The 26,154-nt window shown below is 57.3% G+C and carries 21 protein-coding genes; 12 read left to right on the forward strand and 9 right to left on the reverse strand.

The annotated features are described in order from the left end of the window. Positions 1-30: 30 nt before the first annotated feature. The gene (locus tag P8T11_RS03755; RefSeq protein ID WP_268078212.1) at positions 31-840 is read left to right on the forward strand and encodes an SDR family NAD(P)-dependent oxidoreductase; all 810 of its coding nucleotides are present in this window, start codon (positions 31-33) and stop codon (positions 838-840) included. Positions 841-867: 27 nt separating this feature from the next. Here the strand turns inward: P8T11_RS03755 and P8T11_RS03760 are convergent, their stop codons facing one another. Beyond that, positions 868-1,203 (reverse strand): hypothetical protein, encoded by a 336-nt coding sequence (locus P8T11_RS03760; protein ID WP_268078211.1) that lies wholly within the window; start codon positions 1,201-1,203, stop codon positions 868-870. Between the two features lie 515 nt (positions 1,204-1,718). Between P8T11_RS03760 and P8T11_RS03765 the strand changes: the two genes are divergently transcribed. The 3 genes from P8T11_RS03765 to P8T11_RS03775 all read left to right on the forward strand — a co-directional run bounded on the left by P8T11_RS03765 (position 1,719) and on the right by P8T11_RS03775 (position 8,275). Then, on the forward strand, positions 1,719-3,539 hold the full coding sequence (locus tag P8T11_RS03765) for a hypothetical protein (RefSeq protein WP_268078210.1): 1,821 nt from the start codon (positions 1,719-1,721) through the stop codon (positions 3,537-3,539). Beyond that, positions 3,536-6,616, forward strand: coding sequence for an AAA family ATPase (locus P8T11_RS03770; RefSeq protein ID WP_268078209.1), 3,081 nt, complete (start codon positions 3,536-3,538; stop codon positions 6,614-6,616). Before P8T11_RS03765 ends, P8T11_RS03770 begins: the two co-directional genes overlap by 4 nt. A 135-nt stretch (positions 6,617-6,751) precedes the next feature. Next, a complete protein-coding gene (locus P8T11_RS03775; protein WP_268078208.1) occupies positions 6,752-8,275 on the forward strand; it encodes a hypothetical protein in 1,524 nt (507 codons plus the stop codon). A gap of 102 nt (positions 8,276-8,377) precedes the next feature. Here the strand turns inward: P8T11_RS03775 and tnpA are convergent, their stop codons facing one another. The 3 genes from tnpA to P8T11_RS03790 form a co-directional block, all read right to left on the reverse strand. Further along, positions 8,378-8,716, reverse strand: coding sequence for an IS66-like element accessory protein TnpA (tnpA, locus tag P8T11_RS03780; protein ID WP_268078207.1), 339 nt, complete (start codon positions 8,714-8,716; stop codon positions 8,378-8,380). Between the two features lie 216 nt (positions 8,717-8,932). Continuing rightward, positions 8,933-10,180, reverse strand: coding sequence for a hypothetical protein (locus P8T11_RS03785; RefSeq protein ID WP_268078206.1), 1,248 nt, complete (start codon positions 10,178-10,180; stop codon positions 8,933-8,935). Between the two features lie 282 nt (positions 10,181-10,462). Then, on the reverse strand, positions 10,463-15,121 hold the full coding sequence (locus P8T11_RS03790; protein ID WP_268078205.1) for a hypothetical protein: 4,659 nt from the start codon (positions 15,119-15,121) through the stop codon (positions 10,463-10,465). A gap of 344 nt (positions 15,122-15,465) precedes the next feature. On the opposite strand from P8T11_RS03790, the gene P8T11_RS03795 reads away from it, so the two are divergent. The 6 genes from P8T11_RS03795 to P8T11_RS03815 all read left to right on the forward strand — a co-directional run bounded on the left by P8T11_RS03795 (position 15,466) and on the right by P8T11_RS03815 (position 19,607). Beyond that, complete coding sequence (locus P8T11_RS03795) at positions 15,466-16,845, forward strand: IS1182 family transposase (RefSeq protein WP_268078204.1); 1,380 nt, start codon at positions 15,466-15,468, stop codon at positions 16,843-16,845. Positions 16,846-17,013: 168 nt separating this feature from the next. Continuing rightward, positions 17,014-17,142 (forward strand): zinc-binding dehydrogenase, encoded by a 129-nt coding sequence (locus tag P8T11_RS03800; protein ID WP_268082456.1) that lies wholly within the window; start codon positions 17,014-17,016, stop codon positions 17,140-17,142. Positions 17,143-17,338: 196 nt separating this feature from the next. After that, positions 17,339-18,178, forward strand: a complete 840-nt coding sequence (locus tag P8T11_RS03805; RefSeq protein ID WP_268078203.1) for an MATE family efflux transporter — start codon at positions 17,339-17,341, stop codon at positions 18,176-18,178. Then, the gene (locus P8T11_RS29195; RefSeq protein WP_418910252.1) at positions 18,094-18,312 is read left to right on the forward strand and encodes an MATE family efflux transporter; all 219 of its coding nucleotides are present in this window, start codon (positions 18,094-18,096) and stop codon (positions 18,310-18,312) included. Before P8T11_RS03805 ends, P8T11_RS29195 begins: the two co-directional genes overlap by 85 nt. A gap of 81 nt (positions 18,313-18,393) precedes the next feature. Then, positions 18,394-18,744, forward strand: a complete 351-nt coding sequence (locus P8T11_RS03810) for a DUF2185 domain-containing protein (RefSeq protein WP_268078202.1) — start codon at positions 18,394-18,396, stop codon at positions 18,742-18,744. Positions 18,745-18,956: 212 nt separating this feature from the next. Next, positions 18,957-19,607 carry an imm11 family protein gene (locus P8T11_RS03815; RefSeq protein ID WP_268078201.1) on the forward strand — a complete coding sequence of 217 codons (651 nt, stop codon included), beginning with the start codon at positions 18,957-18,959 and terminating at the stop codon, positions 19,605-19,607. 204 nt (positions 19,608-19,811) lie between these two features. On the opposite strand, the gene P8T11_RS03820 is transcribed toward P8T11_RS03815, so the two are convergent. From P8T11_RS03820 to P8T11_RS03830, 3 genes are all read right to left on the reverse strand, one after another. Beyond that, complete coding sequence (locus tag P8T11_RS03820; RefSeq protein WP_268078200.1) at positions 19,812-20,108, reverse strand: putative Na+/H+ antiporter; 297 nt, start codon at positions 20,106-20,108, stop codon at positions 19,812-19,814. A 95-nt stretch (positions 20,109-20,203) separates the two neighbouring features. Then, entirely contained in the window at positions 20,204-21,067 is an 864-nt protein-coding gene (locus tag P8T11_RS03825) for a helix-turn-helix domain-containing protein (RefSeq protein WP_268078199.1), read from the reverse strand. Positions 21,068-21,109: 42 nt separating this feature from the next. Next, a complete protein-coding gene (locus P8T11_RS03830; protein ID WP_268078198.1) occupies positions 21,110-21,310 on the reverse strand; it encodes a hypothetical protein in 201 nt (66 codons plus the stop codon). A gap of 333 nt (positions 21,311-21,643) precedes the next feature. Between P8T11_RS03830 and P8T11_RS03835 the strand changes: the two genes are divergently transcribed. Then, positions 21,644-21,964, forward strand: a complete 321-nt coding sequence (locus tag P8T11_RS03835; protein WP_050449493.1) for a DUF1330 domain-containing protein — start codon at positions 21,644-21,646, stop codon at positions 21,962-21,964. 316 nt (positions 21,965-22,280) lie between these two features. Here P8T11_RS03835 and P8T11_RS03840 read toward each other — a convergent pair whose 3' ends face one another. Further along, positions 22,281-23,699, reverse strand: a complete 1,419-nt coding sequence (locus P8T11_RS03840) for an aldehyde dehydrogenase family protein (protein WP_268078197.1) — start codon at positions 23,697-23,699, stop codon at positions 22,281-22,283. A gap of 146 nt (positions 23,700-23,845) precedes the next feature. On the opposite strand from P8T11_RS03840, the gene P8T11_RS03845 reads away from it, so the two are divergent. Then, positions 23,846-24,769 carry a LysR family transcriptional regulator gene (locus tag P8T11_RS03845; protein WP_268078195.1) on the forward strand — a complete coding sequence of 308 codons (924 nt, stop codon included), beginning with the start codon at positions 23,846-23,848 and terminating at the stop codon, positions 24,767-24,769. Between the two features lie 298 nt (positions 24,770-25,067). On the opposite strand, the gene blaOXA is transcribed toward P8T11_RS03845, so the two are convergent. Further along, a complete protein-coding gene (blaOXA, locus tag P8T11_RS03850; protein ID WP_268078194.1) occupies positions 25,068-25,958 on the reverse strand; it encodes a class D beta-lactamase in 891 nt (296 codons plus the stop codon). Between the last annotated feature and the right edge of the window lie 196 nt (positions 25,959-26,154).

Below are 26,154 nucleotides of genomic sequence, written 5' to 3' on the forward strand. Positions count from 1 at the left end.
GCGCTGGCGATAGTCATGGGAAATTATGCGATGGATTTGCAGTTGCACGGAAAAGTTGCGCTGGTCACAGGCAGCAGCAAAGGTATCGGCCACGGCATTGCCCAAGCACTGGCCCAAGAAGGCGCCATCGTCGTCGTGCACGGCCGCAACAAAGCCAAGGCCGAGGAAGCGGCCAACGACATCGTCGCCCAGGGCGGACGCGCTTACGTCGTGGTCGGTGACCTGACCACCGAAGACGACGTGCAACGCCTGATAGATCAAGCACAGTCCTTCGTAAAACCCGTACAGATCGTCGTCAACAACGCCGGCGGGTCAGGACCATCAGAGGACTGGACCACAACCCGGCCTGACACCTGGGCGCTAGGGTATGACAAGAATGTGCTCGCGGCGGTCAGGGTTACGACACGCCTGCTGCCCGGCATGCGGGGATTGCAATGGGGCCGCGTCGTCAACATCTCCAGCCTGGCCGCGCTGATGCCGCCTGCCAAATGCCCCGACTACGCGGCCGCCAAAGCCGCCATGATCGCCATGACGGCGTCGTTGGCGAAGTCCGTTGCCAAGGATGGAATCACCGCCAACTGCGTGTCGCCCGGAACGATACGCAGCGTCAGCCTGGAAGAGGCTTTTCGTGCGGCGGCGGCTACCCAGGGATTGGCGATCGATGCACCATGGAGCGACATCGAGAAGACCGCGCTGCCTATGTTCGCCGACGTGCCGATGGGGCGCGTCGGCACGCTGGAAGAGATTGCGGACACGGTGTCGTTTCTGGTCAGCCCCAGGGCCGGCTATATCACGGGGGCGAACATCAGGCTGGATGGCGGGATGTGGCCGGGGCTGTAGTGCGGGGCAGGGGGGCGTTGCGGCCGGTCAGGACGGGATGGGGCTGGCTGCATGGCGCAGCGACCGATCCATTCCCGCGTCGGTACTTGTTGAGCGGGCTTGATCCAACATCGCTTCGGTCAGCGTGCCAACGTAGTCACACATGCTTTGCACCCCGCCCATTAGTGCGGCGATGGTCCATGCGTCCAGGGGTTTGCTGCCGGTCGCGTCAGGTTCGAATGCGCTGTTGCCGACCAAGCGCGCGATGGCGTCGATGGCGTGGCGGGTGCGGTCGATGTGATGGAGGTGCGCCAGGGGGACGAGGCCGAGTTCAGGGTCGGTGTCGATGGACCAGGGGTTTTGGGTGAGAGGGTGGTGGGGCATGGGTGCCTCCTATAGTGGCGACGGACCCGCTCCCCGCTTCCAAACGGGGTGGGCGGGCACGAGACAAGGTTGGAAGACCGGAGCTATAGGACCCGGCGTGCGCAAGCGCACCCCCGTCAAGGCCCGCCCATAGGGACGTGCGAAGACGCGCGAACGTAAAAACGCCGCCTGAGCGGCGGCTGTCCGCCTATAGCTTTTCGGCTTCCACACCGAGCTACCGTTGGTGCGGTAGTGGGGGGAGTATAGGGGAATGGGTGGGGGAGTGGTGAGGATTGCGTGATGGTCGGGGTTCGACCTAGGGCGGCCTTTCATCTCTGCCTTTCAGGCGTCGGCTTTGCAGCGCTAGTCGACGATTAAAAGCCCCCTCTTCCGGCCGTAGAACATCGTTCAGCGGGATTTAATCTTGCCAGAGGCACAATTTGTTACACTGACCCGGCAAGGTCATGACGATCTACCGCGTGTGTCCTAACAGGAGCGTAGAGGTGTGTCGTGGGCATCCATGGATAGGAGGCAGTGTGGCGATAAACATCGTAGATGTGGAAGAGGTGCTGCGCCGGCAGTCGCATCGTCTGACGCTCGTGAGCTTGGAAGCCCTGAATCCAGCACGCGAGCCCTACAGGGCAATCTTGCTTCAGCCAACCGGCATGGTCGAGGCCAATGATGTCCGAGTTGGCCACGCAGACGCAGCCCAGGGGCACGCCTTATGCAGTGGATTTCTTTTGTCCGCGGCACAGAGCCATTCGGACTTGGCAGTAGCACCTGAGTATTGTGTCCCTTGGTCAGTCGTACAAGAAATCGTAGCGGGGCACTATCGGCCCCCACAAGGTGCGATATGGGTGCTCGGATGCGAAAGCATCTCTCCGACGGATTTCCAACAATTGGCTAAACAGTACAACGCGGCTGGAGAGTGCGTTTTTCACTATGAGCCAATCAACCCACGGCAAGCAGTACAACGGCGCTATGTCGACCCGCTGCTCTACGTCTTCTGGACTCGAAACCAGCAGGGGCAGCCTGTGTTGTTCCTTCTCGCGCAACTCAAGACTGTGGCCTGCCGGGACTACCGGGACGTGGAGCAAACCTCACTGTGCCTCGGCGAGACGGTATACGCCTTCAACCGCGGCATCAACTCTTTGAGTCTAGTTTCAATTATTTGCTCCGATGCTTTTGACTTCGTTGAGCACATTGACGCGGTCCATACCAACTGCCTTCTAATTCATATTCAACTCAATCCGAAGCCGGCACATACCGACTATGCGGCCTACCGAACCAGGCTGTGTTCAGTGGGAACCAACAGTCACGTCGAACTGCTCTGCCTGAATTGGGCGAAGAGCATCCAAGAAGTGAAGGGGGCAGGCAAGTATGCAGATTGGAATAATGTCGCCGGATCGGCTTGGTATGCACCGCCCGCGAAATTCAGCGCTGATGATGGGCTCATCGATTCGCTACACCGGGATGGTCTTTATTACTGCTTGCTGGCCCAACGATGGCACTCGTTCTTCCTGAACTACGAAGGCCAGATTATTCAGTTGCAAAAGCAGAAGCTCTATTTTCCCGGCGAGCAAGCGCTGGCCCCGAAGAATTTCGTTGCAGTGGAAGATCGCTGGTCGTGGAACCCAGGCAGCAAGAGTTGGGATCCTGGCGCGATTGCGAATGACGGCTTTGCCGAAGCTCTAACCGGTTATCAGGCGATTGCGGAACACCTCCACTCAGCTTCACAGACCAGTCCACTCGCGGTCGAACGCGCGATCGAGATTCTCATGGGACCTCGCGGAAACCCTGCATCCTGGTACACAGTCAAGGAGCTTGATGCGGTCCATCTGGACAAGGATGAGGAATCCATACGCCGGGTGACAGTCCACCAAGACCCAGACCTCACTCGGCCGGGATCGTCGTACCGTCTGCAAAGATTGCAACGTGCGCACGATGCTATCGGACTTGCCCAAAACGATGTTCCGTGGCCACCGCCGGTGCAGGATTTGGCGAAGGGCTTTACGCTCTCGTGGAAACGTGTTTCCCCGCACCATAATGTCGAACCGACCACCGGTGGGCGCGGGCCTGCAGCACTTGTCTACCTTTCGGACCAGGCGAACAACTCAGCGGTCGAAAGCACGCACCAGAAGCTTAGGCAGGCCATCATCTCTCATGCTGCCAATGAGGCCTGTGAAGCAGGCAAGAACGGAGAAGAACTAAGCGACGCCATAGTGCGTGCTCAAGACCGGCTTTGCGTGGTGTTCCGGCGTGACAACCGCTTTGGCGCACGCGGGCCCGAAGGCACGAATCTCATCGACACTCCCGCCAGCGCATCACCGGTAGACTTCTCAGAGGACAGATCATGATCAATGCGCAACGCGTTGAAGCGCTGCTCAAGGACCGCTACCCGGATCTTGAAAGTGTTAGCCGGGGCGTGTTTCGAGGCGTTGACCGCTTCGGCGCTCGCGACTACGCGATTCGCTACTTCGACCTGAACGATCGGCTAGCAACGACTGCCAATTCGTTGAGGAGCTATCAGGAACAAGTTCTCTCGCCAATGTACTTTTCCAGCGACGTTGCGACCGATTTGCGCTGGAATCATTACCTGTACTTCATCACCAGCGACGACGAAGCCGATAGGAGCGAATTCAGCCGCCTTAAGGCAAAGGTGGAGGCAGACCGAGAATACGCGCGTAAGCATGTTGTGCGAGAAGGCGAGATTGCCAGTTGGCTTGCTAACGCACAAGCGCTTGAGCCTCCGAGATCTCTGCCGATAGACCTTGCTACATCATGGTCAAACACTTTGGAACAGCACGGCCTTTCCTTCATTTTGGATAACGACATTACCGTTCCTGAAGCTGTTCGGAGAATCGTTGCAGGAGCGAAGGATAAAGCGTTACGTCCAATTTCGCCTGTGTCTCTACTAGCTGCCGAACGGGCAGCTGCAAGTTGCTTCATCGAGCACTTGACCATCAAAGGCTTCCGCACGCATCCCGAGGAAAAGGAACACCTGCTAGGTCGAGTAAATCTGATTGTCGGCAGCAATGGGGTCGGCAAGACTTCACTGCTTGAAGCAATTGAGTTTGCGTACTGCGGAAAAAATCGCCGATCGTCCCCCCTGCTCGACAGTACGTCGATAACTTTGGACCTTCTCGGCGTCGGTGACAAGCTGTCTTCGACCACTGATTCCGGGCGACTTCGCGCGCGTCACTCAAACTGGTATGCCAAAGCCGAACTGAAGGCCATCACCATCCAGGACAGTTTCGGAAAGTTTAACTTTCTCGACACTGATGCTGCGGTGGATCTCAGCGTATCGGCAAGTTCGGAACAAATTGGAACGGACGTCACCCGTTTGGTGTTGGGTGCGACGGCAGAAAGTCTGGCGGACAGGCTGCGCCGGGTTCTCAAGCAGTTGCAGGACGAGCTGAAGGGTCTGCGGCGCGACAGAGAAAGCAATCGTCAAATGAAGGTGGCCGCTCAGATTCGCGTTGATGCCATCAAGGCTGCCCCAAAGTTATCCGACAGCTTGTTCCTCGAACTTCTCGTGGCTCTGAGGGGCCAGGGATGGAGTCAGCCTCCAGAAGAAAAGAGTCAACTCGAATTTTTGCGACAACGTCTCCAGGAGGCTACTTCTGCAATTGCACTGGTCCGACATGCGTCAATCAACGTGCTTCACTCCGAGCCCGAATCGGCGCTTCGACTATTGACGAACCTGAACGACGAAGCCGGCAAGGCCGAAGACCTGGATCAGCGGGCCAAAGCGGCCCGGTTGGCACAGGTCAATGCACGCCGCGAGGCGCAGGCAGCAGCGGCACTAAGTGCCGCTACGGAGGCGCTTATTCCCTATGCACGCACCAACTTTCCGCAACTTGTCAAGAAAGCATCGGAGTGTCGGGATAGAGTCCGCACGTGGACCACAAGGCTGAGCCCAGTCCCCGACCTCAGCGATACGAGCGCAATTCAGGAGTTTCTGGGAACGCCCGTCATAGACGCCATTGACTCAGTCGAGTCAGATATCGGCACGCATCAGCGTCGGCTCGAAGCCGCGCAAACTTCACTCCAAGCTCTGGAAAAGACACAGAGCACGATGACAGTTCTGAGGCAGCGCCTACTGGGAGCCGCGCAGGACATCCTGCAGCGGTCGGCCATGCCCGACCAGTGCCCTTTGTGCAGAACCGAGTTCGAGGAAGGTCAGTTGGTTGCGCGAATGATGGCCGATGTCGAGGTCGGTGCATCTGAACAAGCCAGCCTGCTTCAGGCAGAAATATCGTCGGCAAGCGAAGCGATAGTGAACGCTCGCGCAGTGATGGCCACGTTGCACCCACTGCGTGAGTTTTTCGGAAACGGTGCGCTGACCATCACGGTTGCCAAGGCGTTCGAACAGGTCAAGGAAGAACGAACTGCATTTGAGCGTGATCGACAGGAGCTGGACACAATCCATGCTCAGGCTCGGCAGTTGCAGTCCGATGGACTTTCCTCCGAAGACCTTTCCAGCAAGTTATTAAATGCAGGCATGGCGGAGTTGCCCCTGTATGAGGAGTTGCAACGAATCCAGTCGAATCACAAACAGAGGCTGGAAATACTGCAACGCGCTGAAAAGACCGCCGTTCATGAGTCGGAGGTTGTGAGGCAGGAATGCGATGCGATGGCCGAACGCCTGTCGATTGAGGCGCTCGGAGATACTGACAACCTCGCTAAATTAGTCAAAGGGCTGATCTCAGATGCAGAAGCTGCTTTGGGAGCACGACAGATTCTTGCTTCAATCATGACAATCAGCACGGAGAAGACCGCAGAAGAAATCGCGCTCAACCTCGCCAATATCCAGCAATTGCTCGCTCAGGTCACTACGGGCCTAGCGCAGGAGGTTTCGAACGACAAGGCTCTCAACGACGAGACCGGGAATGTCGATAAACTCGCCAAGAAGATCGAAGGCAGCGACGCGAAGATCACGCGCGCGAGCGACACAGAGCGAGTGCTGGCTACGCTAGCCGAACAAAGCTCGGGAGGTGAGTTGGCCAACCAGATCCTAACCGAGAACGCAGCAGAGATTGCTCGCACGTTTGCGAGCATCCACATGCCCAACGAGTTTGAGATTCAGATCGCTCAAGGAAAACTCGTCATCATTCGCAGAAGCACTGGCGCAGAGGTCCAACTCGACCATATGAGCACAGGGCAGCGTGCCGCGTTCGCCCTGTCGCTGTTCTTGGCGATGAATGGCCGCCTCCGGTCAGGTCCTCCGGTATTGCTCTTTGATGATCCCGTTGCGCACATCGATGACATAAACATGCTGTCCTTCCTTGATCATCTTCGCCAGCTTGTCATCGGCGGGTCGAGGCAAATATTCTTCGCTACGGCGGACACCAAGCTTGCCGGGCTTTTTCGTCACAAGTTCCGTTTCTTGGGCGATGAATTCAAGGAGTTGCGTTTATCGCGTACCTCGTAACAAGTGCCGTTTTATGGACCAAATCAGTTCACGCAGCGATTATCCCGGTCTGACATGTAAGGCGCCTCCCACTGCCCCTAGATTGAGCGACGGGAAATTATGCAAGAATTCCCGCTATAAAAAAGGATCACTTCCATGCAAGAGCGCATCGCAAGGCTGAAGACCTATCAGGACGCGTGCCAAATGGCTAAAAACGCGGAGTCGCTGGGTCGACCTGACGTTGCGGCCGCCGCACTGGCGCGAGCGGCTGAACTTCGAGCGATAGAGGACGGATTCATCACTCCCGCCGAACAGGCAATCGCCGCGGCAGTGTACGCATATGAGGATCGGCAGAGCGAATTGACTGGACGCGATAACTACAAAGCTAATCGCACTTGGCCAATGTTGCGCAAGAACGGCAGTCCTGTCCGTGCGGTCGAAGAGCTCATTATCCATCGTCGACCGACTCCCGGCTACGAGGTCCTTGCGCAAGCCAATCTGAAACATCACAGTTTCGAAGCCGTCATTCTTCGGTTCCCCGGCGAGTTTTCAGAAGACGCGGTAGTCGCTGCGAGGGCTAGGCTCAGTGAAGGTCGTGAGGCTTTTCCCGAGGCCGCAGCGGAGCCGGTACGGCGTCGCACTCATCCGGTGTTGGACGCCGAGGCGCAAGCATTCCTGCATGGATTCAACACGTCCACGAATTGGTGTCGAAATGATTGGTTGCCGCGCTACCGAGAGAGTTTGGCGATCGTGCAGAACGCGCGATCAGACGGACGGCCTGCTGATGTCTTTGAACTGCTCTGGAAGAAGCAGGATAATTCGATAAGCCACGCAGGCCTAGGCCTCTTGAAGTCCGATGTCGTCGACGATCTCCGCGATGAACTCATCGTGATAACGGCGGACATTTTCAACGATGGCCGCCCCAATCAGCATCACGCTGTCGTGAAGCGGTTCGAAGCGTGGCGGGTTCAAGGGCGGATAAGCATGGTGCCTCGCCTGCTAATTGCTAGGGTATTTGCTGCTATTCATCCTGACCTCTATCACACCACCGTGGACAACAGTAGTCACGATGAAGTACTGATATGGTTCAAGCGGCATACAGGATTCGTTTACAAGACGGCGAACAGCTGGGCGGAGAAGGCGCATGCGCTGGTTGTCCACCTCGACGAGTTCAAAGTCTTTGGCAAGGACCTATTAGCGCGAAATATCTTTCCGTGGTTTGTCATTGATCAATTGCGGGCGGGTGATCCGGGGCGTGTTCGGCCAGGCCACAGGCCTCGTGCGGAGTCTTCATTTGCGTATCTTCCTGCGCAAGAAAGGGAAATTGCGCTGCGACACAATGCCCTCTTAACGAAACTTTATGCGCAGTTGGTCGAGGAATATGGGGAACCACAAGTCTTCACGGAATATCCGACCGGAACAGGCGGTTACGCTGATGCTGTTGTTCGTTTCCCCGATGGACAAAGCTTCGTGTACGAACTGAAAATTGCGCCAACTGCCTCATTGGTGGTCCGCCAGGCGATGGGCCAATTGCTGGATTACGGATATCGGGGCGAAGGCTTAAAGCCCAAGGGCCTGTTCGCCGTCGGAGAACCCATTCTGGACTCAGGAATGCAAACCTATCTTGAGCGACTGCGTAGTCAGTTCGGCTTGAACATCCAGTACCTTCAGGTCTCATGACTGATGCTGCGGACAACAGCACTGCCGGCACATTCTGTGCGCTTCACCACAAGAGAACGACAATCGCTAAAAATGGGGGGATTACCATCGCATCGACACGGATCACCGCAGCCACTCACGTAGCCACGCCACGCAGGCGCCCGCCTCGCTCTCCGACCACTGCACCGTTGCTTGCACGGGACCGCGCGACAAGCGGATCTCGATATGGCGACCCGCTGCGGGTACCGCCGACAGCGCGACTGGCACGAATGCCGGCGTCGTGCCGTCCTGCTGCTCGGCTTGACGGATCCACTTATGCACCAGGTTCGCATTCACGCCGTGCGCCAGCGCCACCCCGGCGATGGATATCCCCGGCTGCCAGCACTCGGCCACAATCCGAGACTTTAGCGCCCTCGGATAAGACCGGCGCTTAGGTACCTGTGCTAATTCTGTCTTCGACATGGTGTCCACCTAAAAGTGGTGGACACTATCGAGGACAACGCACGCGCTCAATATGTGTTCGCCGGGCGTTTACAAAGCGGGCGCCAGCCGCCGAGGTCAAGCAAATATCTCTGTTCGCGAAATCAACGGGCCGGCATGCTCAAGCTGCCCTATGCCGTAGGCATCTTGATGGTCTCTTGCGCCGGTACTACCGTCCGTTTCTGCAGCTTCGTAGGCCTACCAAGCCATGTCCGCAGCCTGCTCGAACCGACGAGTCACGCCGTCGACGAAACTGAGCATGTCCTCCTCGGACTGCAAAGCGCGTGCGTAGGTACCATCAGCCGCGTACGACAGAATGCTAGGAAGGACACTGAAGAGATAGTGCCTTGCGGGCGCCAGTGCTCCCGCCCATAGGTGGTCAAGAAACGAACCGATCTCCGTTATCGCCGACGCCTCATCGAAGGCGACGCGGCCTGTGAAGCTAACTTGATGGTCTCGGTCGTTGGTCAGTAGAACGGAAACGGAGCCCGCACCCGAGTGGAAACGAAACGCTTGGCCCTCTTTGCCGAACGCCCCGTGAGCCACGAAGTTCCTTACCTGTGCACGAAGATCCAAGAGCTTGTCGTAGTGCGCTTTGGTGTCTTTATCCGAGATGTCGAGTGCGGCCTTGAATTTCGCATTCCAGTTGCCCTCGGCGAGCTCTGCAACTTGCGTGCCCACGGTCAGCTTTCCCTGAAGTATCGCGAGATGAATAAACGCATGCTCAGTCCAACTGAAGAAAGCTTCGATGGCAGCCAGCGCATACCAGTTCACTTGCTTGCTAACGGACAACCACGATGAGATGAGCTCGAAGTTGAACGTCCCCGGAAATTCGCTTCCTCTGTCCTTCGCCTTACTTGCCAGCTCATTGCTTTCAACGACCTGTGCGTTGAACTGGTCGCGAAAAAACTCGTAGCGTTCGAACAGATCAGAGTTTTTGTTGACGACGTTCAGATCTGATGTCGCAATTGCTTGGTGTGCACGCCACTGGAAGTATGGGGCCGCAACTGAGACGGCCTTTTTGATCGCTTCGACAATAGCGGTCGCGTCCTTCTCGCCTTGCTGACTTGGCCGAGCGCTCATTCTCGCGTTGGGGTCGAGATTCGGTTCGAAGACGCCGAGCCCCATCTTTCGATGCTCTATGCCGTACAGGCGACCGCGGAACCTGACGGGTACCGTCCACGCGGTCTTTTCCCATTGACCAAGCCTCGGGAACTTGAGTAGATCAACGAGAAGAAAATAGACAAGGTAGTTGGGCGGAAGGCCTCGACCAGCCTCTGTTCGCGCCGACAACATCAGCCCGCGTCCTTCCTCAGGCGAACGCGGAGGCCCGGCGGGCTCCAGCTCTTGGAGTGCGGCTCGTGCCATGTCGCTCATATTTGCAGGCAGTTCCGGTGCAGCGATCGTCTTTCTGGCTTTCACGCCTATTCCCTTTTCTTGAGCCACGGTTCAGACCTGCGCGTCTACTGGATTCCACCCAGCAGAGCGCTTCCAGACATTGCGCGCGCCGAGAAGACTGTGTCGGGCAACACGGCAAGGATCACACGCTACTGCAAAGCTGGAATCACCAGTCGCGAAATCCGACGTTTCTTGGGAGAAACCTGATGGTTTCTAAGATCAAGAAAAACTCATCGCGATACCTCAGTCGCACGGCGTTGGCAGCTGCAGTACTGGACGCCCTCCACTCTAATAGACATCCCCAGCCTATGTTCGCTTTTCGTTAATAAGCTAGCTTGTAGCTTTTCCCCAAGGACCAATTCCCTCAATGATCGTCCGACCTAAAAATTTCCTATCTAGCTGGTTCTCGTGCTTTTTAATTGCAGATTTCAAGTTGCTTGCATTGTAATTGGCATGTGCCAAACGACTCTGGAGAGTGGGAGCGAACTCATCGAGTTCATCTGTTTCCAATCTCATCCAGCCATACGCCCGCCGATCTGCTGATTCCATGAAGAGAATCCACGCTGCGAATGCATGTTCATCGCTCTCTGATTTCCAGTAAGAGCTCCACCAATAGCGCGCGCAGGCTTCTTTGTGTCGCCATTGTGCTGCTTCATTTCTTCGTGATATTTGAAGAGTCTCTTCTGGCCCCTGAGGCCAAACATCGAGAAGCGGATTCCCGCTTTTGAAGCCATACAGTTTTTGCGCTCGTTGACGCCGCCAGACCACCCCAGAAGATTCGTCAGTCTGAATGATACGATCTAGCCACGCTTCTTTGCCGTTCATGCTGGCTGCAATCGCTACCTCAAATAGTTGCTGATCGTTACTAGCATTATCCACCACCTCCTTAAGCAGCCTTTCAACTTCTTCCGATTCAGGTACGCGAAAGAGCATTTGAGTCATTTCTTCAATTTGAGCTTCCCCAACGAAACGAGTTATCAGAGCCTCACTCAGGGCCCGCCACAACATCGCCCCTTGTTTAGGCGATGCAATAAGCAGAGCTTCGCACAGCGCAAGATAGAGACCTTCGGCCAAGCGCACGCGCCGCTTGAAGTCGGCCGTAGCCTCACTCGCTCCCTCAATCCAAAGATCCACAGCTGTGGGCACGTGTTCGATGATTGGTACAAGGTCATCGGGTTCTAGATCGTGAAGGTACAGGGTCGCGCCAGCTTGGTGTGCGGTCCTAATCCGCTCAAGGGCCGTATCGACGGCACGACGTCGATCCGCAAGTTGTTTCTCAGCATCCATTGCATCTCGTAGCTCCTCGAGTGGATCATGAGTAGCCGGTTTAGGGGTCAACGAGATGGAGAATGGGTACTGCTTGCGATGCTCTCTATTAATGGAAAGGTAGGAGCCGGGGTCAGGGACCTGGATCTGGGGCGTATGAAGAAGTCCCCCAACAATCTCAACTGCCTGGTGCGCGTCAGCAGCAGAAGCTCCTCTAATCTTAACTGCCTTGAACAACAGCCAAGGTGCTACTGACGAAGCGATTTGATCGAAAGGAAGTCCTTTGGTAGCAGCAATTAATGCTAGAGACCCAAAATGGTTCTTCTCGACGACTTCGTCGGCCTGCCATTGCCAGTCAGCATTTACCAGCACTCGTCCAAAGCGCTCATCGTCGGTGGTTGCCAGCAGCTTGAATACCTCAGTTTGGGATTTGAACTCAGGATCAAAGCCCAAAGGTTCCAACCACTGCCATGTACGGTCACCAATTTCTCTGGAGATGTACAACAGAAGAGAGATTAAATCTTCGATTTGCTTGGTCGTTCCACCAGCGTATCGATCAACTAATGCATCCGTTTCATCCGCAGTCAATGGTTTCATGACCTCCGCGAAGTCTCGGAAATGAACCGGTAAATCGGCTTCAATGACCGCAGTTACTTGCGCCAGAGCTGAAAGTTGTTGAATCTCCGTTAACAACAGCTGACTCGCCACTGTTGCCTCATGTTCATCATTGAGCTCTTGAGATTTCAGTCGCGTAACGCGTGCTGATCCAGCGCACGCATCATCTACCAATAGCAGCTGCTCGGTGATTCCGATGGCGTTCGCTAAACGCTGTTCAGGCGGCCGGTTGGCAAAGCCGACTATTTTTGTGCGTAACAGATGAGCAAGCAGATCTGGAGCACACCGTGCAAGCACAGGAGCCAGGGAGCTGAACGCATGATCCTCAACTGTTTGCAAGCGGCTGGTATCGAGAGTGCTGACCTCGATATCCTGGCAATCCTTTCGCAGCGCCTCGATAAACGATGGTGGGGGAGCGAATTCTGGATCCAGCCAGAACGCTTTGGTGCGGTCAATTTTTCGCCGGAGTGAAAGGCTCGCATCGAGCAACACTTGCTCTGCATGACGGCGTTCTAGCTTAAATATGCTTCGGCCAGGATCATTTGCATAATCGGCGTCGTAGGAAAACGACTGATCCAGAGCTGGATTTTGCTGTACTGCAGCTGCCTCGTTATCCTCGTCACCAGAAAGCCACAACAAGAGGGCAGCAACCCGTAAGGGAAGCTCTGGATGGATACCATGCTCTGGAACTCTGGCTGCTATTTGCCCAGACTTTAATCTCAGCCCTTTCGCGGTTTCGGTGAAGTCTTCGTTATTCAGCAGACAAAGCCATTTCAAGCCGTCCCAAAAGTCGCAGCGCCCCCGGAGTGCCAGTACCAATGCAGCAACCTCAAAGACCGGCACAACCGAGACCAGGGGAAATCCTTCAAGCAACGAAGGAATGGTGCGTAGCACCTCATCAGATCGTCGTTCCACAAGAAAAATCTGGTTCCCGAGCACAGTGCATGGGCCATCGATGTCGACTCCTAACCGTTTCATGAAACGCGCTGACCGCGCCTTTTCAGAGTCCTCATGACGTTGTGCCGGATGATCGACATCACGGGACACGGTTCTGAGCCAGGTAATGACGTGGCTGATGATCGTTGAAAGCGCCGTGGTATCGCTTCTTGGGATTGCGCGAAGCGCATTCACGGCCCAGACCCTTGCAGACCTTTGTGCTCCCTCACCTTGAAGCGCGACGGTATCAAGCAACGGATCGGGGATGGCAACAGCAATACGAGTGAGCTCGGTACGGTGTTCATCTGGAATGTTCTGCGACCGTAGCCACTCAGAAACCAAGCTCGACGCCACGGCTGACGCGGTAGCACTATCCCGCTCAATCATGATTGAAACTGCTGCACGAAGAATTTCTGCGCGCTCATCTAGGCCAGAAATAGGATCAAGCCACTCAGCGAACTGAAGATCAGCCTTATCGCGATCCGTAATGCCAAGCTCATCCATATGGCTAAGGAGAGCTGCTCCCAGCGCATGAGCCACAAGCGTCGATGAGAGTTCAAGCTGGCCTGGCGCTTTCGTGATTGCGAACCGAGTATCTATTATGTCGCTCAGCCGAAGAAACACTTGATTGCTGGAAAGGTCTGCCCGCTCCGTCGTCTCGCCAAGACTCCGCATGCTGTACCTTCGGATGCCATCGATGTGTAGCTGTGCTACTTCCTGCAACCAGGAACGCCACTCATCCTCGCTGAAAGACTTTCCTGCACGAGCTCCAAGCGTGTCGCGACCATACTCCCAGAGCAAACGATGCACCGTGACTTGCCCCGGGTCGGTGAGCCGCTTGTGAAATCGAATAACAAGACTAAAGAGCCGCGGGGTTCTGGCGAATTTAACAAGATCCTCATGAAGATCTGCACGAGTCAGCCCCTCCGCAGCTAGACGCTGATCTAGTTCGCCGCCAGGTAGGTCATCGTAAATATCGACAGTAATTTCATTTGGTCGAACAACGAGACCTCGAAGGGATCCTAACCGCTCCTTCATGTGTAAATTTCGGGTCGTCACGATAACTCGCACCCGACCAGCGAAGGGCTCATCTTGTAGATAGCGCAGAATCTCAATCCAAGGGGCTGATGGTTCCTGATTCAAGCCATCGAAAAAGATCGTGAGAACCGGCCCCTCCTCGATAGGACGACATAGCAGTCGATCCAATCTCTTCCGCCAATGCGCCAGATCTCGTACCTGCGTCAACTCATAAAATCGGGCTGCAATCAGATCTTTTAGGGATGCTTGCGAGACAGCGTTGAAACCAGCCACTGAACCCGAAGGCACAACCAGAACGATAGGAAGGTCGCTACTGCGATCCGTAAGCCAGTCGAGGGTCGCCCATGTTTTTCCGACTCCCTCCCAGCCCACTACAGCAGCAGGTGCTTCAGTCGTATCTCTGCCAGACCACCAGTGGGTCAGCGCTGCGAAGCTGCTCGCTCGCCTGATCGTAGTTGAATAGTGACCGCCCGCTGTGTCCTGCCCAAGGACTGCCGCAGATGCGAAAGGTTTAGTCCACAGCTTTTTCAGATGGTGTATCGACAGCGAGCGCAAGCGTTCGAAGCCCAGATGCCAACTTTCAAGATCGCGAGTGAGTGACGCCAAAACGGCTGCACCATCCACCTGCAGCTCGCGTGCGAGATTTTCGGCTTCAGTCGAGACAAACGTTCCGAGGACCTCGGGATCCGCAGTGCAGAGTGCGGCCAATGCAGGGAATGAATTCGGTTTCCAATCAATAACGATGATGGGAACCCCAATCTGATCACTCTTGCTCAAGAGCGCCATTTCGAGCTGCTCGGGGGCCGCACGAGTAGCGACAAGAAACCATCCTTCCAGCGAGGGATCACGCGACAGAGCGTCATCGACCTCTCCTTGCAGCTCTCGGTCACTCAGACTCGTTGTGTCTCCGTAGCGCTTAGTCTCAATTCGAAAGCGACGCCCTTGACGCCCAGCAGGGCCAGCATCGCCCCCAGATTGAAAGCCCGATTTGGCGACCCCGATCCCGACCTGGGTGAGCGAACTAATCAATGCCGCAGCTAATTTCTCCAACTGGGCGGGATTAATTTCATCCTGAAGGATCTCTTTCAAACGCATCAAACGGTCTTCGAGAGTAAGGGGTGGAGTTTTAGTCATCAGGTGATTGCTCCAATTGCATATATTCAAACGGGGTCTGCAGCGCCATCGAGCCCATCTCAGCGGAGTTGCGGCAGGAAGGGATAAATAATCCGCCAAAAAGCGATTTATCAAGATTCAGTTTAGATAGGCGTAGGGGAAGCTTATACACCACCCGATGTCTCCGGGCAGCCAAGTATGTGAGGTGCCCCAACCTACGTGAGCATGTTCACGCCCACTTTTGGCCAGTGTGGAGTCTGACGTATGTGAGTAGCAGCTCCTGGCCGATTCTGTTGAAAAACTCGCGGCCGTCTCCGTCGTCTGGCAGAATTTGCAAAGCGCCAGCGAGTTCGGAGAGCACCGACATGATGGGTCATCAAGCGAGCTGGCAAGAGCGGTTGTTCTACGCCTTTAATCTTGAAGACCTCATTCCGCCGACTCACCTTCTGAGAGCAATTGATCGCTGTTTAGATCTGAGTGAACTCCACCGACACCTGGCAGAGCACTACAGCCATACTGGCCGCCCCTCCATTGATCCCGAACTCATGATCCGCATGTTGATCGTTGGGTATTGCTACGGCATCCGCTCCGAGCGTCGTCTGTGCGAAGAGGTTCAACTGAATCTTGCATATCGATGGTTCTGTCGTCTCGGCCTCGAGGATGCAGTGCCTGATCACTCGACCTTCTCCAAGAACCGACATGGACGTTTCCGCGCCAGCGATACCTTCCGCTGGTTGTTCGATGAAGTGGTCCGTCGTTGCATGGCTGCGGGCCTAGTCAAAGGCGAAGGCTTCGCTGTCGATGCCAGCGTCGTGGCTGCTGATGCGAGCCGCCAGCGCGGTGTTCCTGCCAGTGAGGCCACCGACTGGTCGAACCCGGCACTCAGCACGCGTGCCGTGCGCGAGTATCTCGAAGCGCTCGACGACGAAGCGTTCGAACAAACCGTTCCCTGGCGAATCTCGCAGACCGATCCGCAGTCACGGTGGACGGCCGCCCCTGGCGGTCCCGCATTCTTCGCTTATTCGACAAACTATCTGATCGATACCGAGCATGGCGTGATCCTCGACGTCGAAGCCACCCCTGCACATTGCACCGCAGAAGTGGACTCTACCAAGGATCGTGTCGAGAAACGATTCGACATCATCCCTGATCGGCTCATCGGCGATACCGCTTATGGCACGGCGCCGATGCTGGCGTGGATGGTGCAAGACAAGGGGATAGAGCCGCACGTCCCCGTCTGGGACAGAACCCAGCGCAAGGACGACAGTCTATCGAGCAGCGACTTCGAATGGGATGGCGAGGCCAACGAATATCGTTGCCCCGAGGGCCATGCACTGCGCAGCGAGCGGCGCATGTTCAGGATCGAACGCACTCACGTCACCAAGGCGGGCACCGTGATCTACCGGGCCAGCAACACGGACTGCGATAAGTGCGCGATGAAGCCGCGATGCTGCCCCAATACGCCGATGCGCAAGATCGCTCGCAGCATTCACGAGGATGCACGCGATGTAGCCAGGCGTATCGGCGCCACCGTGCAGTACCAGCGCTCACGTCACGAACGAAAGAAAGTCGAGGTGCTGTTTGCACACCTCAAACGTATTTTGAAGATCGACCGCTTGCGGTTGCGCGGACTTACTGGTGCAGCAGACGAATTCACGCTTGCAGCAGCCGTTCAGAACCTACGTCGTCTTGCGATGCTTACCTCTCCGGGGCCACCGGTTCAGGGCACAGGTGCGCCCAGTTGAGGCGAAATCCACCGATTAACAAGGCAACCGGGCATCAGTACCCGGTTCCAATCGAAAAAATGGCGAAAGCCGCCAGGTCATCGGCCTTGTAAGCGCGACCAATCGCGACGCGCAATCGAGTTTTTCAACAGAATCGGCCGATTACCGTTGTAGCGGAAGTTCGATTGGATAGCCAAAGGCAAGCTCAGAGTGCTTATCAGAGGCGAGTATCCACTTGCCCAGGCCACAAGGGCCCCGGCAAATATGGCAAGCCGTTCCACCGTAGGCAAGCTGCTACTACACATGGCTTGCAACTGAAAACGCTTCAGCGCGCGGGCGCATGAGTCAGATGTGGGCTGGTTTGAGCAACCGCCGAAATCCGGATAAGTCCAGCCTGACCCCATTGTTTCGCATCCGACCATCACCATGGCTCGAATTGCCGTGTATTCGACATTCCCGCCAACGCGCCATTGGCCTATTCTGCGCTCGCCCAGAACCGTCTTCGAGTGCCGTCATGACCGCGCAGACCGATTCCCGCAGCCGTGACGTCCAGACCGAGCGCCTGCTGACCGCCCCAATTTTGCCTGTGATGTTGTCGCTTGCCGGCCCGACACTGCTGGTGATGCTCAGCCAAACCTTAGTCGGACTGATGGAGGTGTGGTTTCTCTCCCAGCTTGGTGAAGACGTGCTCGCTGGTGTGTCGGTTGTGTTTCCATTGCTGGCGTTGACGACGGCGCTTGCGACCGGCTCGGTCGGTGGGGGAATGCTTGGGGCGGTTGCGCGGGCGCTGGGGCGCAACGACCGCGTGCAAGCCAACGCGCTGGTTTGGCATGCTGTCGCCATTGCGGTGGCGTTTGGGCTTGTCACGGCGGGGCTCGTCTTGGCTTTTGGCACCGTGGCTTTCAGTGCCATGGGGGCCAGCGGCGCCGCGCTTGCGCACGCCGACCACTATGCCGCCGTCGTCTTTGGCGGGGCACCGCTGATTTGGCTGTTCAATGCACTGCTGGCGGTCATTCGGGGCAGTGGCAATGTGCGCTTGCCGATGCGGGTGGTGTGCGGCGGCGGCGTCATCCTGATACCGGTATCGTGGCTGCTGATCTTTGGCGTGGCCAAGGGGTGCTGCAGCCGGCCGCCAGACCGGTGCGGCTGCAACGTCGGCTATTTGCCGACATTCTCAAGGTCGGCGGCGTGTCGGCCCTTATCGCGACAAGTACCAATCTCACCATCGCCATCGTCACCGGCTACGTTGGGGCGTACGGTCTGGCGGCCGTGGCCGGGTACGGCGCGGCTGCGCGATTGGAATTCTTGTTGGTGCCGCTCAGTTTCGGCATCGGCGGGCCTGCCGCGATCCTGATTGGCACCAACGCGGCTGCGGGCAGGATCGATCGCGCACGCCGCGCAACCTTGATCGCAGCCTGTCTGGGGTTCGGCGTTGCCGAGGCTATTGGGTTGGTGGTTGCGATATGGCCCGAGTTATGGCTGGATTAATGGTGTCGGACTGCAATTTCGCCTCGAAATCGCAGTGTGCCAAAATTTGGTTAATTGCTAACCCTCAACTAGGAGAGGCAGATGGAAAAGAAATTCAAGCTGACCTCGGAAGAAATCAAACCCTTGGTTATCGGCCGAGGTGGATGCATTGCCACCGACCGGATAACAGTAGAAGGTTTTCCGGTTCGGTTCATGTACCGAGAGGCACCAGACAACAGTGTTGATAGCGGTTGGCGGTTCTTGAGCGGTTTTGAGGATAACGCGTATATGGACGATCCCAAGAATCATGGAGCCTATGACGTCAATACGATTGCCAATTACGACTCGAGTATCGTTCCGCTCCTTGATGCCCCAGTGGGTAGCGTCTTTGAGAAGCGTCCAGAATCCGAGCGGTTCCTCGCCGTCCATGATTGGTCTCCCCCGGAAGAGTGAGGTGAGACCAAGAGTCTGCGATGCAGTTTGTTGATGCCAATTTTGTTCAGCAGGCTGTCTGGACTGAGCATGGCCGCTCCTGGCCGGAAGCGGCCAAGTGAATCAAGTATCACAGGCACCATTTCGACGGAACTTGTGGCTGCGCTAAAGCCCCGTTAGCATCGGCTCTCCTGCATTCCCGTTCTGCGCCCACATCCATGATAGAAGCCACCGTGACCGAACCCACCGCCATTGAAGTTTCAGGTGAAGCCGCATCTCATAAGGGCAAATTTTTCCTGATCGACGCCAGCTTCTTGGGAAACGGCAGGGTTCCGGGCATAGAAATCGCCAACGAACAGAAGCTGATCGATCCGGGGATGAATGTCGTCTCGCGTCCTAATGGAATGCCAGATCAGTATCCGGAGCGTCCGCACCTGGTTCATGTACCGGAGAAGGGCGGAATGCCACGCGATCTGGAAGAGCTCGCTGGCATATGGATTGTGTCGGAGCCGTTGAAGCAACTGTTTGAGCAATTGGACGCCGAGGCGTTTGCATTTGTGGCATGCGACTTCAGCCTTGCTGACGGCAGCTCCGCCCCTCAATACTACCTAGGCAATGTGCTGCGCACACTCGATGCCCTGGATGAAGCCGCTTCTCGCGTGAGGATCAAGCTCAGCCACAATTATCAGACCGGCGAGGACGAGAAGCTTTATAGCCTCGTTGGCGGAGCCAGCTTGGTGTTCAATCAGGATGTTGTGGGAGGTGCCCATATCTTCCGCCAGGATCGCATGGGAGGACCTCCCATCTGCGACCGCGCGATGTTTGATGCATTGAGTGCGGCCAACTTCTCCGGCGTACGGCTGCGCGATGTAGCCGATATTTAGAGCTGATACGGGAGGGGAGGGTTATGGCCGCTGCGGGACCCTAAGCGGCCACGCTCGGATGTCGGTGCGGTGACGCGAATGCTCGCTTTTAGCCGGGACCGGACGTCGATGACGGGTAGCTTCCGACCCATGGCGATCCTAGTATTCGAACAGAAAAAGCCCAAGCCAATTGACGCGCTCCCTGTGCGTATGACGGCAATACGCTCACAGCAAGAGCAGAGCGCCAGCGGGCACAGCAGTGGAACACAGCGCCCAAAGCAGCAGCCCGCCGATGCTGATCGTCTCATCGGAAAACCCGCGCATCAACAGTGCGACGCCAGTTGGATTGGGGGCATTAGCGATGACGGTTAAACCTCCACCCGCGACTGCGCCCGAAACCAGCATGTATTTTGATTCGTCGGATACCCACAGCGACGGGTACTCGCTGCGCGATTCCTGCACCAGGCGCACTGCGCGCTCGCGCACTTCCGGGGAAAATTTGTTCGCGTTGTTCTTGCTCATGGCTCGAATTCTCTCAAGAGTTGGAGCCTCCTCGATAGCCGGAGCGGTTCACACGGCCACCGCAGATTTACCCCCTTCGGGTACGCCCATCTCCTTCAAGCTTGTTCCGACATCGCTGCGCGCTCACGGAACCAGTGTGCCGTGGCCTCGTCAGCCGGAAAGAACGATTCAATCCGCAACTCGTGCACCGTCACGTCGTGCGGAGTGCCCATGGTGGCAATTGAAGTGAACAAGTTCAGCGCGACACCATCCTTGCGAATCTGCATCGGTAGGAAGGGCAGCGCACGCGCATCCAGGTTGGCCACGCGGGTCGTTTCGCTGATCCCTGGCAACGCGGTCAATTCATCGAGCAAGTTCGCCGCCTCGCTCCCGAGGCCGTCGCTCATCGCTTCACGCTGAATCCAATGCAGCAGATCAGCGCAGACGTCTTCCCAGTTCTGCAGGTGCTTGCGAACCCCATTCGGATCGAGCATCAGTTTCAGCACATTGACGCCCTCGCTTGGCAAGGGGGCGCCGTTCGGCATCTCGAGCAGCCAGCGCATCATCATTGCCGCCGGCGCATTGGCCATCACGAGATTCCACAGCCGATCGACCACCAGCGCCGGATACGGGGCTTGCTGGGCCAGCATGAAGTCCAAGGCTTGCTTCACCGCGGCTAGTTCCGGGTCGGACAGGCGGCGTTCCCGGTAGGCCGGCGCATAGCCGGCCGCCAGCAGCATCACGTTGCGCTCGCGCAGCGGGATGTCGAGGACGATTCCAAGTTTCAGAACCATCTCGCGGCTCGCCTGCGAACGGCCGCTTTCAAGGAAGCTGATGTGTCGCTGCGAGATACCGCTCTCGCTCGACAGCCGAAGCTGGGTATAGCCACGCTTGTCGCGCCAGTAGCGCAGTGCCGTGGCGAAATCGGCAAAGTAACGGCTGTCGCCCGCACTCCGCCGGACGTGGTCTTGTTGTTCCATGCTATCTCCATGCTGACTAGCTGCCACACGACACGTCCGGCTTCAAGAAGGCATCTTGTCAAGAAAGCCCGTGATCCGTTCGATGCGTCCGTCCGGCGCTACTACGGCAATATCGGTGCCAGCCGCCAGGTGTTCGGCATCCTCTGCACCAAGGGACCACGAAAAGCGAACGACGTCATGATGTCCATCCGGCGTTCCGGACACGTGAAAGCGTAAGCCGGCAAATTGTGCTTGGACGGGCATTTTCGCTCATGGGAATCTCCTTGGAAAAATGGCTGGGTTGCTGCGGACACGCATTGTCGAATGCGATAGCGTGATGTTGCTGCAGCGTGCGATCTCGGTCGATTACGTGCCAGGTAATAACGCTATTCCGCGCTTGACGTAGTCAGTGGCTGGCACGGCAACCGGTAAGCCTCGGTCGTTCGCGCGATTGGAAGTACGACAGCGGATGGCACACGACGTGATTACCTCCGACGTCATCGACGCACGGGATCGCCCAGTCAACAATGACTTCACATCGCCGCAACACATTGCATGGTTGCGCAGCTATTAACGCCGTCATTTCAGGAGTCATTCATGCCAGCTTATGCCGTCGCCATCATTTCCGAAACGCACCTGAACGACGAGATCCGCGCTTATCTCGAGCAAATCGACTCGACACTCCAGCCGTTCGCAGGCCAGTTCATCATCCACGGCGGGCCGTATCTTTCGTTGGAGAGCGAGCCGACGGCAGACCTGATCGTCGTCAAGTTTCCCGATCTGGAGCGTGCGTCGCGCTGGTATGAGTCACCGGCCTACCAAGCGATAAAACCATTAAGGACGGCAAACAGCGTTGGGGCAGTGTTTCTCGTCCAAGGTGTGCCGGAAGACCACCGCGCTACGGACATTCTTGCTTGAGAGGTGCACCAACTGCCTGATGCAGCTATATCGCGCACTGCTTGTTTGTGCACTGGCGACGGCGCATTCAATAGTGCTCGATAAAGCCATCCCTGGCTACATCGTGTTCTTGGTACCTCAAAAGGGTCTGCTTCTGGCCGGCAAGCGACCGCTCGCGGACCGGGATGCATCAAACCTCCGCCTCGAAATCGCAGTCTGACACCATTGTTCCGTTGCGATATCAACGTCCGTTGGGACGCACAATTGCCACGGATTCTGGACCGAGTGACCAGGGGCCTCGGGGTTCACGCGCAGCGCGAGTTCGGCTGTCCCCGCCTCATGCCTTCAGCAGCGCCTTGGGTTCCAGATACGCGCTCATCCCCCATCTGCCCATTTCGCGGCCAAGCCCCGAATGCTTGAAACCGCCGAACGGCGCGCGTGGCTCATGCGCAAGCGTATTGATCAGCACCCGCCCTGAATCGATCTGACGCGCCACGCGTTCGCAACGCTCGACATCCTGACCCAGCACCATCGCGTTCAGACCGTAGCGCGTGTCGTTGGCGATCGCGATCGCATCGGCCTCGTCCTCGTAGGCAATCACGGTCAGCACCGGACCGAAGATTTCCTCACGCGCAATACGCATCTGGTTGGTGGCGTTCGTGAAGATCGTCGGCTTGACGAACCAGCCGGCCTGCAATCCGTCCGGCCGGCCCTCGCCGCCCGCGAGCACCGTCGCACCTTCGTCGATGCCGATACGAATATAGTTCTGGACGCGTTCCCATTGCTTCGCACTCACCATCGGGCCGATAGTGGTCTCTGGATCGCGCGGATCGCCGGATTTGTACTGCAAGAGAGCTTCTTTGGCGGCGCGCTCGAATGCTGCGAGCCGGCTACGCGGCACCAGGATGCGGGTGCCGGCGATACAGGCCTGGCCGCTGTTCATGAAGCCGGCGTTCAGCACCAGCGGCATGATGCTGGCGAAATCGGCATCGTCGAGCACCAGGGTCGGCGACTTGCCGCCGAGTTCCAGCGTGACACGCTTCATGGTGGCCGCACCGGTTGCCACCAGATGCTGGCCGACCGCGGACGAACCGGTGAACGATATCTTGGCGACATCCGGATGGCGCGCGATTTCCTCGCCAACTACGTCGCCGCGGCCATTGACGATATTGAAGACGCCCTTGGGCAAGCCAGCCTCGTGCAGCGCCTCGATCACGATCTGCGTCTGCAGGGCGCTCATCTCGCTGGGCTTGATGACGGCGGTGCAGCCCGCTGCCAGCGCTGCCGAAAGCTTGTTGCAGATAAAGCCCGCATTGCTGTTCCACGGCGTAATCAGGCCGGCCACGCCCACCGGCGTGAGGATCACGCGTGCGATCCCGACCTGTTCCTCGAACTCGAAGGACTCCAGCGTCTCGATGGCCTGGGCGAACACATCGGCCGGGTAAGTCGCCATCCAGCGTCCGCGCGCCGCAGGCGCACCGTACTCCTTCACGATCGCTTCCATCAGATCATCCTCGCGCGCGGCGATGGCCTGATGCATGCGGTGCAGCGCAGCCAGACGCTCTTCGCGCGTGGTGCGTGACCAGGCCGGCAGGGCGGCCTTGGCGGCTGCGATAGCTCGCTGCGCATCGTGCTCGTCGCCAAGCCGCACTTGACCGATGACTTCCTCGGTGCTCGGGTTGTAAAGATCGAACCACTCCTGGCCGTGCGGCGTCACGAATTCGCCGTCGATATAGATATGTTCAATGCGCTGCATCTCGACTCCTTTGAGGGAACCCGCGTTTGCCCGTCAGCAGACGGTGCTTGGCCTTGGGTTCGGATGGAAAGAAGTCTAGGCATGGTTTATTGTTCTGATAAGCCACCTTATGGTGGATGATGTATGCCGAAAATCAGGATAATCAAATGCATCGCACAGGGATGACGGAACTCGAAGTGGTACTGGCAGTCGCGCGGCGCAACAGTTTCCGTGGTGCGGCGCAGGAACTCGGCATGTCCACCACGGCGGTAAGCAGCGCCGTGGCCGGGCTGGAGGCGCGCCTCAAGGTGCGCCTGTTCAACCGCTCGACGCGCAGCGTCGCGCCGACCGATGCCGGGCAGCGTTATATAGAGCGAATTGCGCCAGCGCTGGCCGAAATCCAGAGCGCCGGTGAAGAGGCGGGCAGCGGGCCGGATATACCGAGCGGCACGCTGCGGATCAACGCACCGCAGGGCGCGGTGCTACTGCTGATGGAATCCTTGATCGGCGAGTACGCGCGGCGCTACCCGCAGGTGCGCGTGGATATCGTGAGCGAGTCGCGGATGATTGATATTGTCGGCGAGGGCTTCGACGCGGGGATTCGCCTCGCCGAGTCCGTGCCGCAGGACATGATTGCGGTGCCGCTGACTGGCGACGTCCGCATGCTGGTGGTGGCAACGCCCGAGTATCTGAAGCTTCATGGCACGCCTATTCATCCGCGCGATCTGCTCGGGCATCAGAGCATCGGCATGCGTATGTCGCACGGCGGCATCTACCGGTGGGAGCTTGAGCGCGATGGCGAGAAGCTGCAGATGGATTTGCCGGTGCGGATGGCGTTCAACGAATTGCCGGTCATCAAGGAAGCGGTGCTGCAGGGACACGGGATCGGTTTTATCGCCGAATGGTTTATCGAGTGGGAACTGGCCTCAGGCGCGCTGGTACCGGTGCTGACGCCGTGGTGCCAGCCCTTTGGCGGATTGCGGCTTTACTATCCAGGACACCGCTTCGTGCCCGCGCGTCTGCGCGCGCTCATCGAACTGGTTCACGGACTGCGTCCAGCGGGAGCAGTACGCACGCCGGAAAAGCGCTGACCTAAAAATGCTCTCAAGCAGATTGGAGGGCTAGCCCCGGGTCGCCTCCGCCACGCTGCGCCGACGATCCCCTCGTCTCAGCGATGCACGTGCTCAACCGAGGTGGCAAACGTATTTACATGCGACTCGATTGAGTGTCCGCATTCCGGCTGCCACGGACGCCGCAATGTCCGGTTGACGATCACGGTTAATGACGCATGGTGGCCGGAAGCGGACGCCCGAGGACGTCCACTCCCGCCCCGACGCCCGCTAACCCAACCCCTAGTATGAAAATAGCGAGTCGAATCCGATTCCGTCGCTATCTAACACCGCCAGAAATCGCAGACTGCGCACCCTGCGGCGTTGACCCGGCAGGCCCGGCCGACAGCAAGCCCAGGTCGCCGAATACAGCGCGCACGATTTTCATGCGGGCAGCGGCATCCTGGCTTTTCTTCACGTCAATGTTGAGCGCGAAGTAGAAAACCTTTCCCTGCCGTTCCAGGTAGCCTACAAGCCAGCCCGTTTGCGGCGCGCCTGGTTCGCCAAGTCCGGCCCATCCCGTCTTGCCACTCAGACGGTAGTCCGGTGTCTGTTCCAGGATGAGCATGTCTTTGGTCATCTGCACCGTGCGCTCGGACAGCCCGAATTGATTGACGTAGAACCGACGCAAGAATTCCACCTGCTCGTTCGCCGAAATTCTCAGCGCACCAGTTAGCCAAAATTGATCGATGCCTCCAGAAATGTTCCGATTGCCATAGTTGAAGCGGTCGACATATGCCTGCATACGTTCCGCGCCAATGCGCCTGGCGATTTCCTGGTAGTACCAGACGGCGGAGTTTTGTAGCGCCGATTCAAGCGTATGGTTTTGCGCCCATGCCGCCGGCCACCATGGCTGGCGAGGGACGCGTTTACTGTCCCACTCGATTTCGAAGTCCTTGCTTTTCGCTTCACCTGTTTCCAATGCAATAAGCGAATGGGGAATTTTGTAGGTAGACGCTGGCAAATACCGTTTAGCGGCTCTGACCTCGTCATAGCGCCGAAACTCTCCGGTCTGTCCGTCAAGAAGGACGAGGGTGCCCTCGACTTGCTGCTCTTGAAATCGCGCACCGATATCGACCACTGGTAGTTCGGCATGAGCACCTGCCGATCCGAGCAAGGTCATTAACAGCGGCAAGGCTGCTTTGGCAAACCGACGAAATTTTGACTTCATGTTATCTCCGTAATTGTCATGCGGGATGCATGTGGGCGCCAGAATATGCGTGTGTCTCATGGGCGCCAATCAGGTTGCCGTAACCCCTGTAACATGGCGGAATGACTCGGAAAATCCAAATCGATTTAGGCCGTCCACTGCTTGTGGACGGCGTGCCTGCGCGGTATCAGTCGGTTTGGCTGCTGCTAAGAATCTG

The sequence above is a fragment of the Achromobacter spanius genome (assembly GCF_029637605.1).
Lineage (GTDB): Bacteria > Pseudomonadota > Gammaproteobacteria > Burkholderiales > Burkholderiaceae_B > Achromobacter > Achromobacter spanius_E.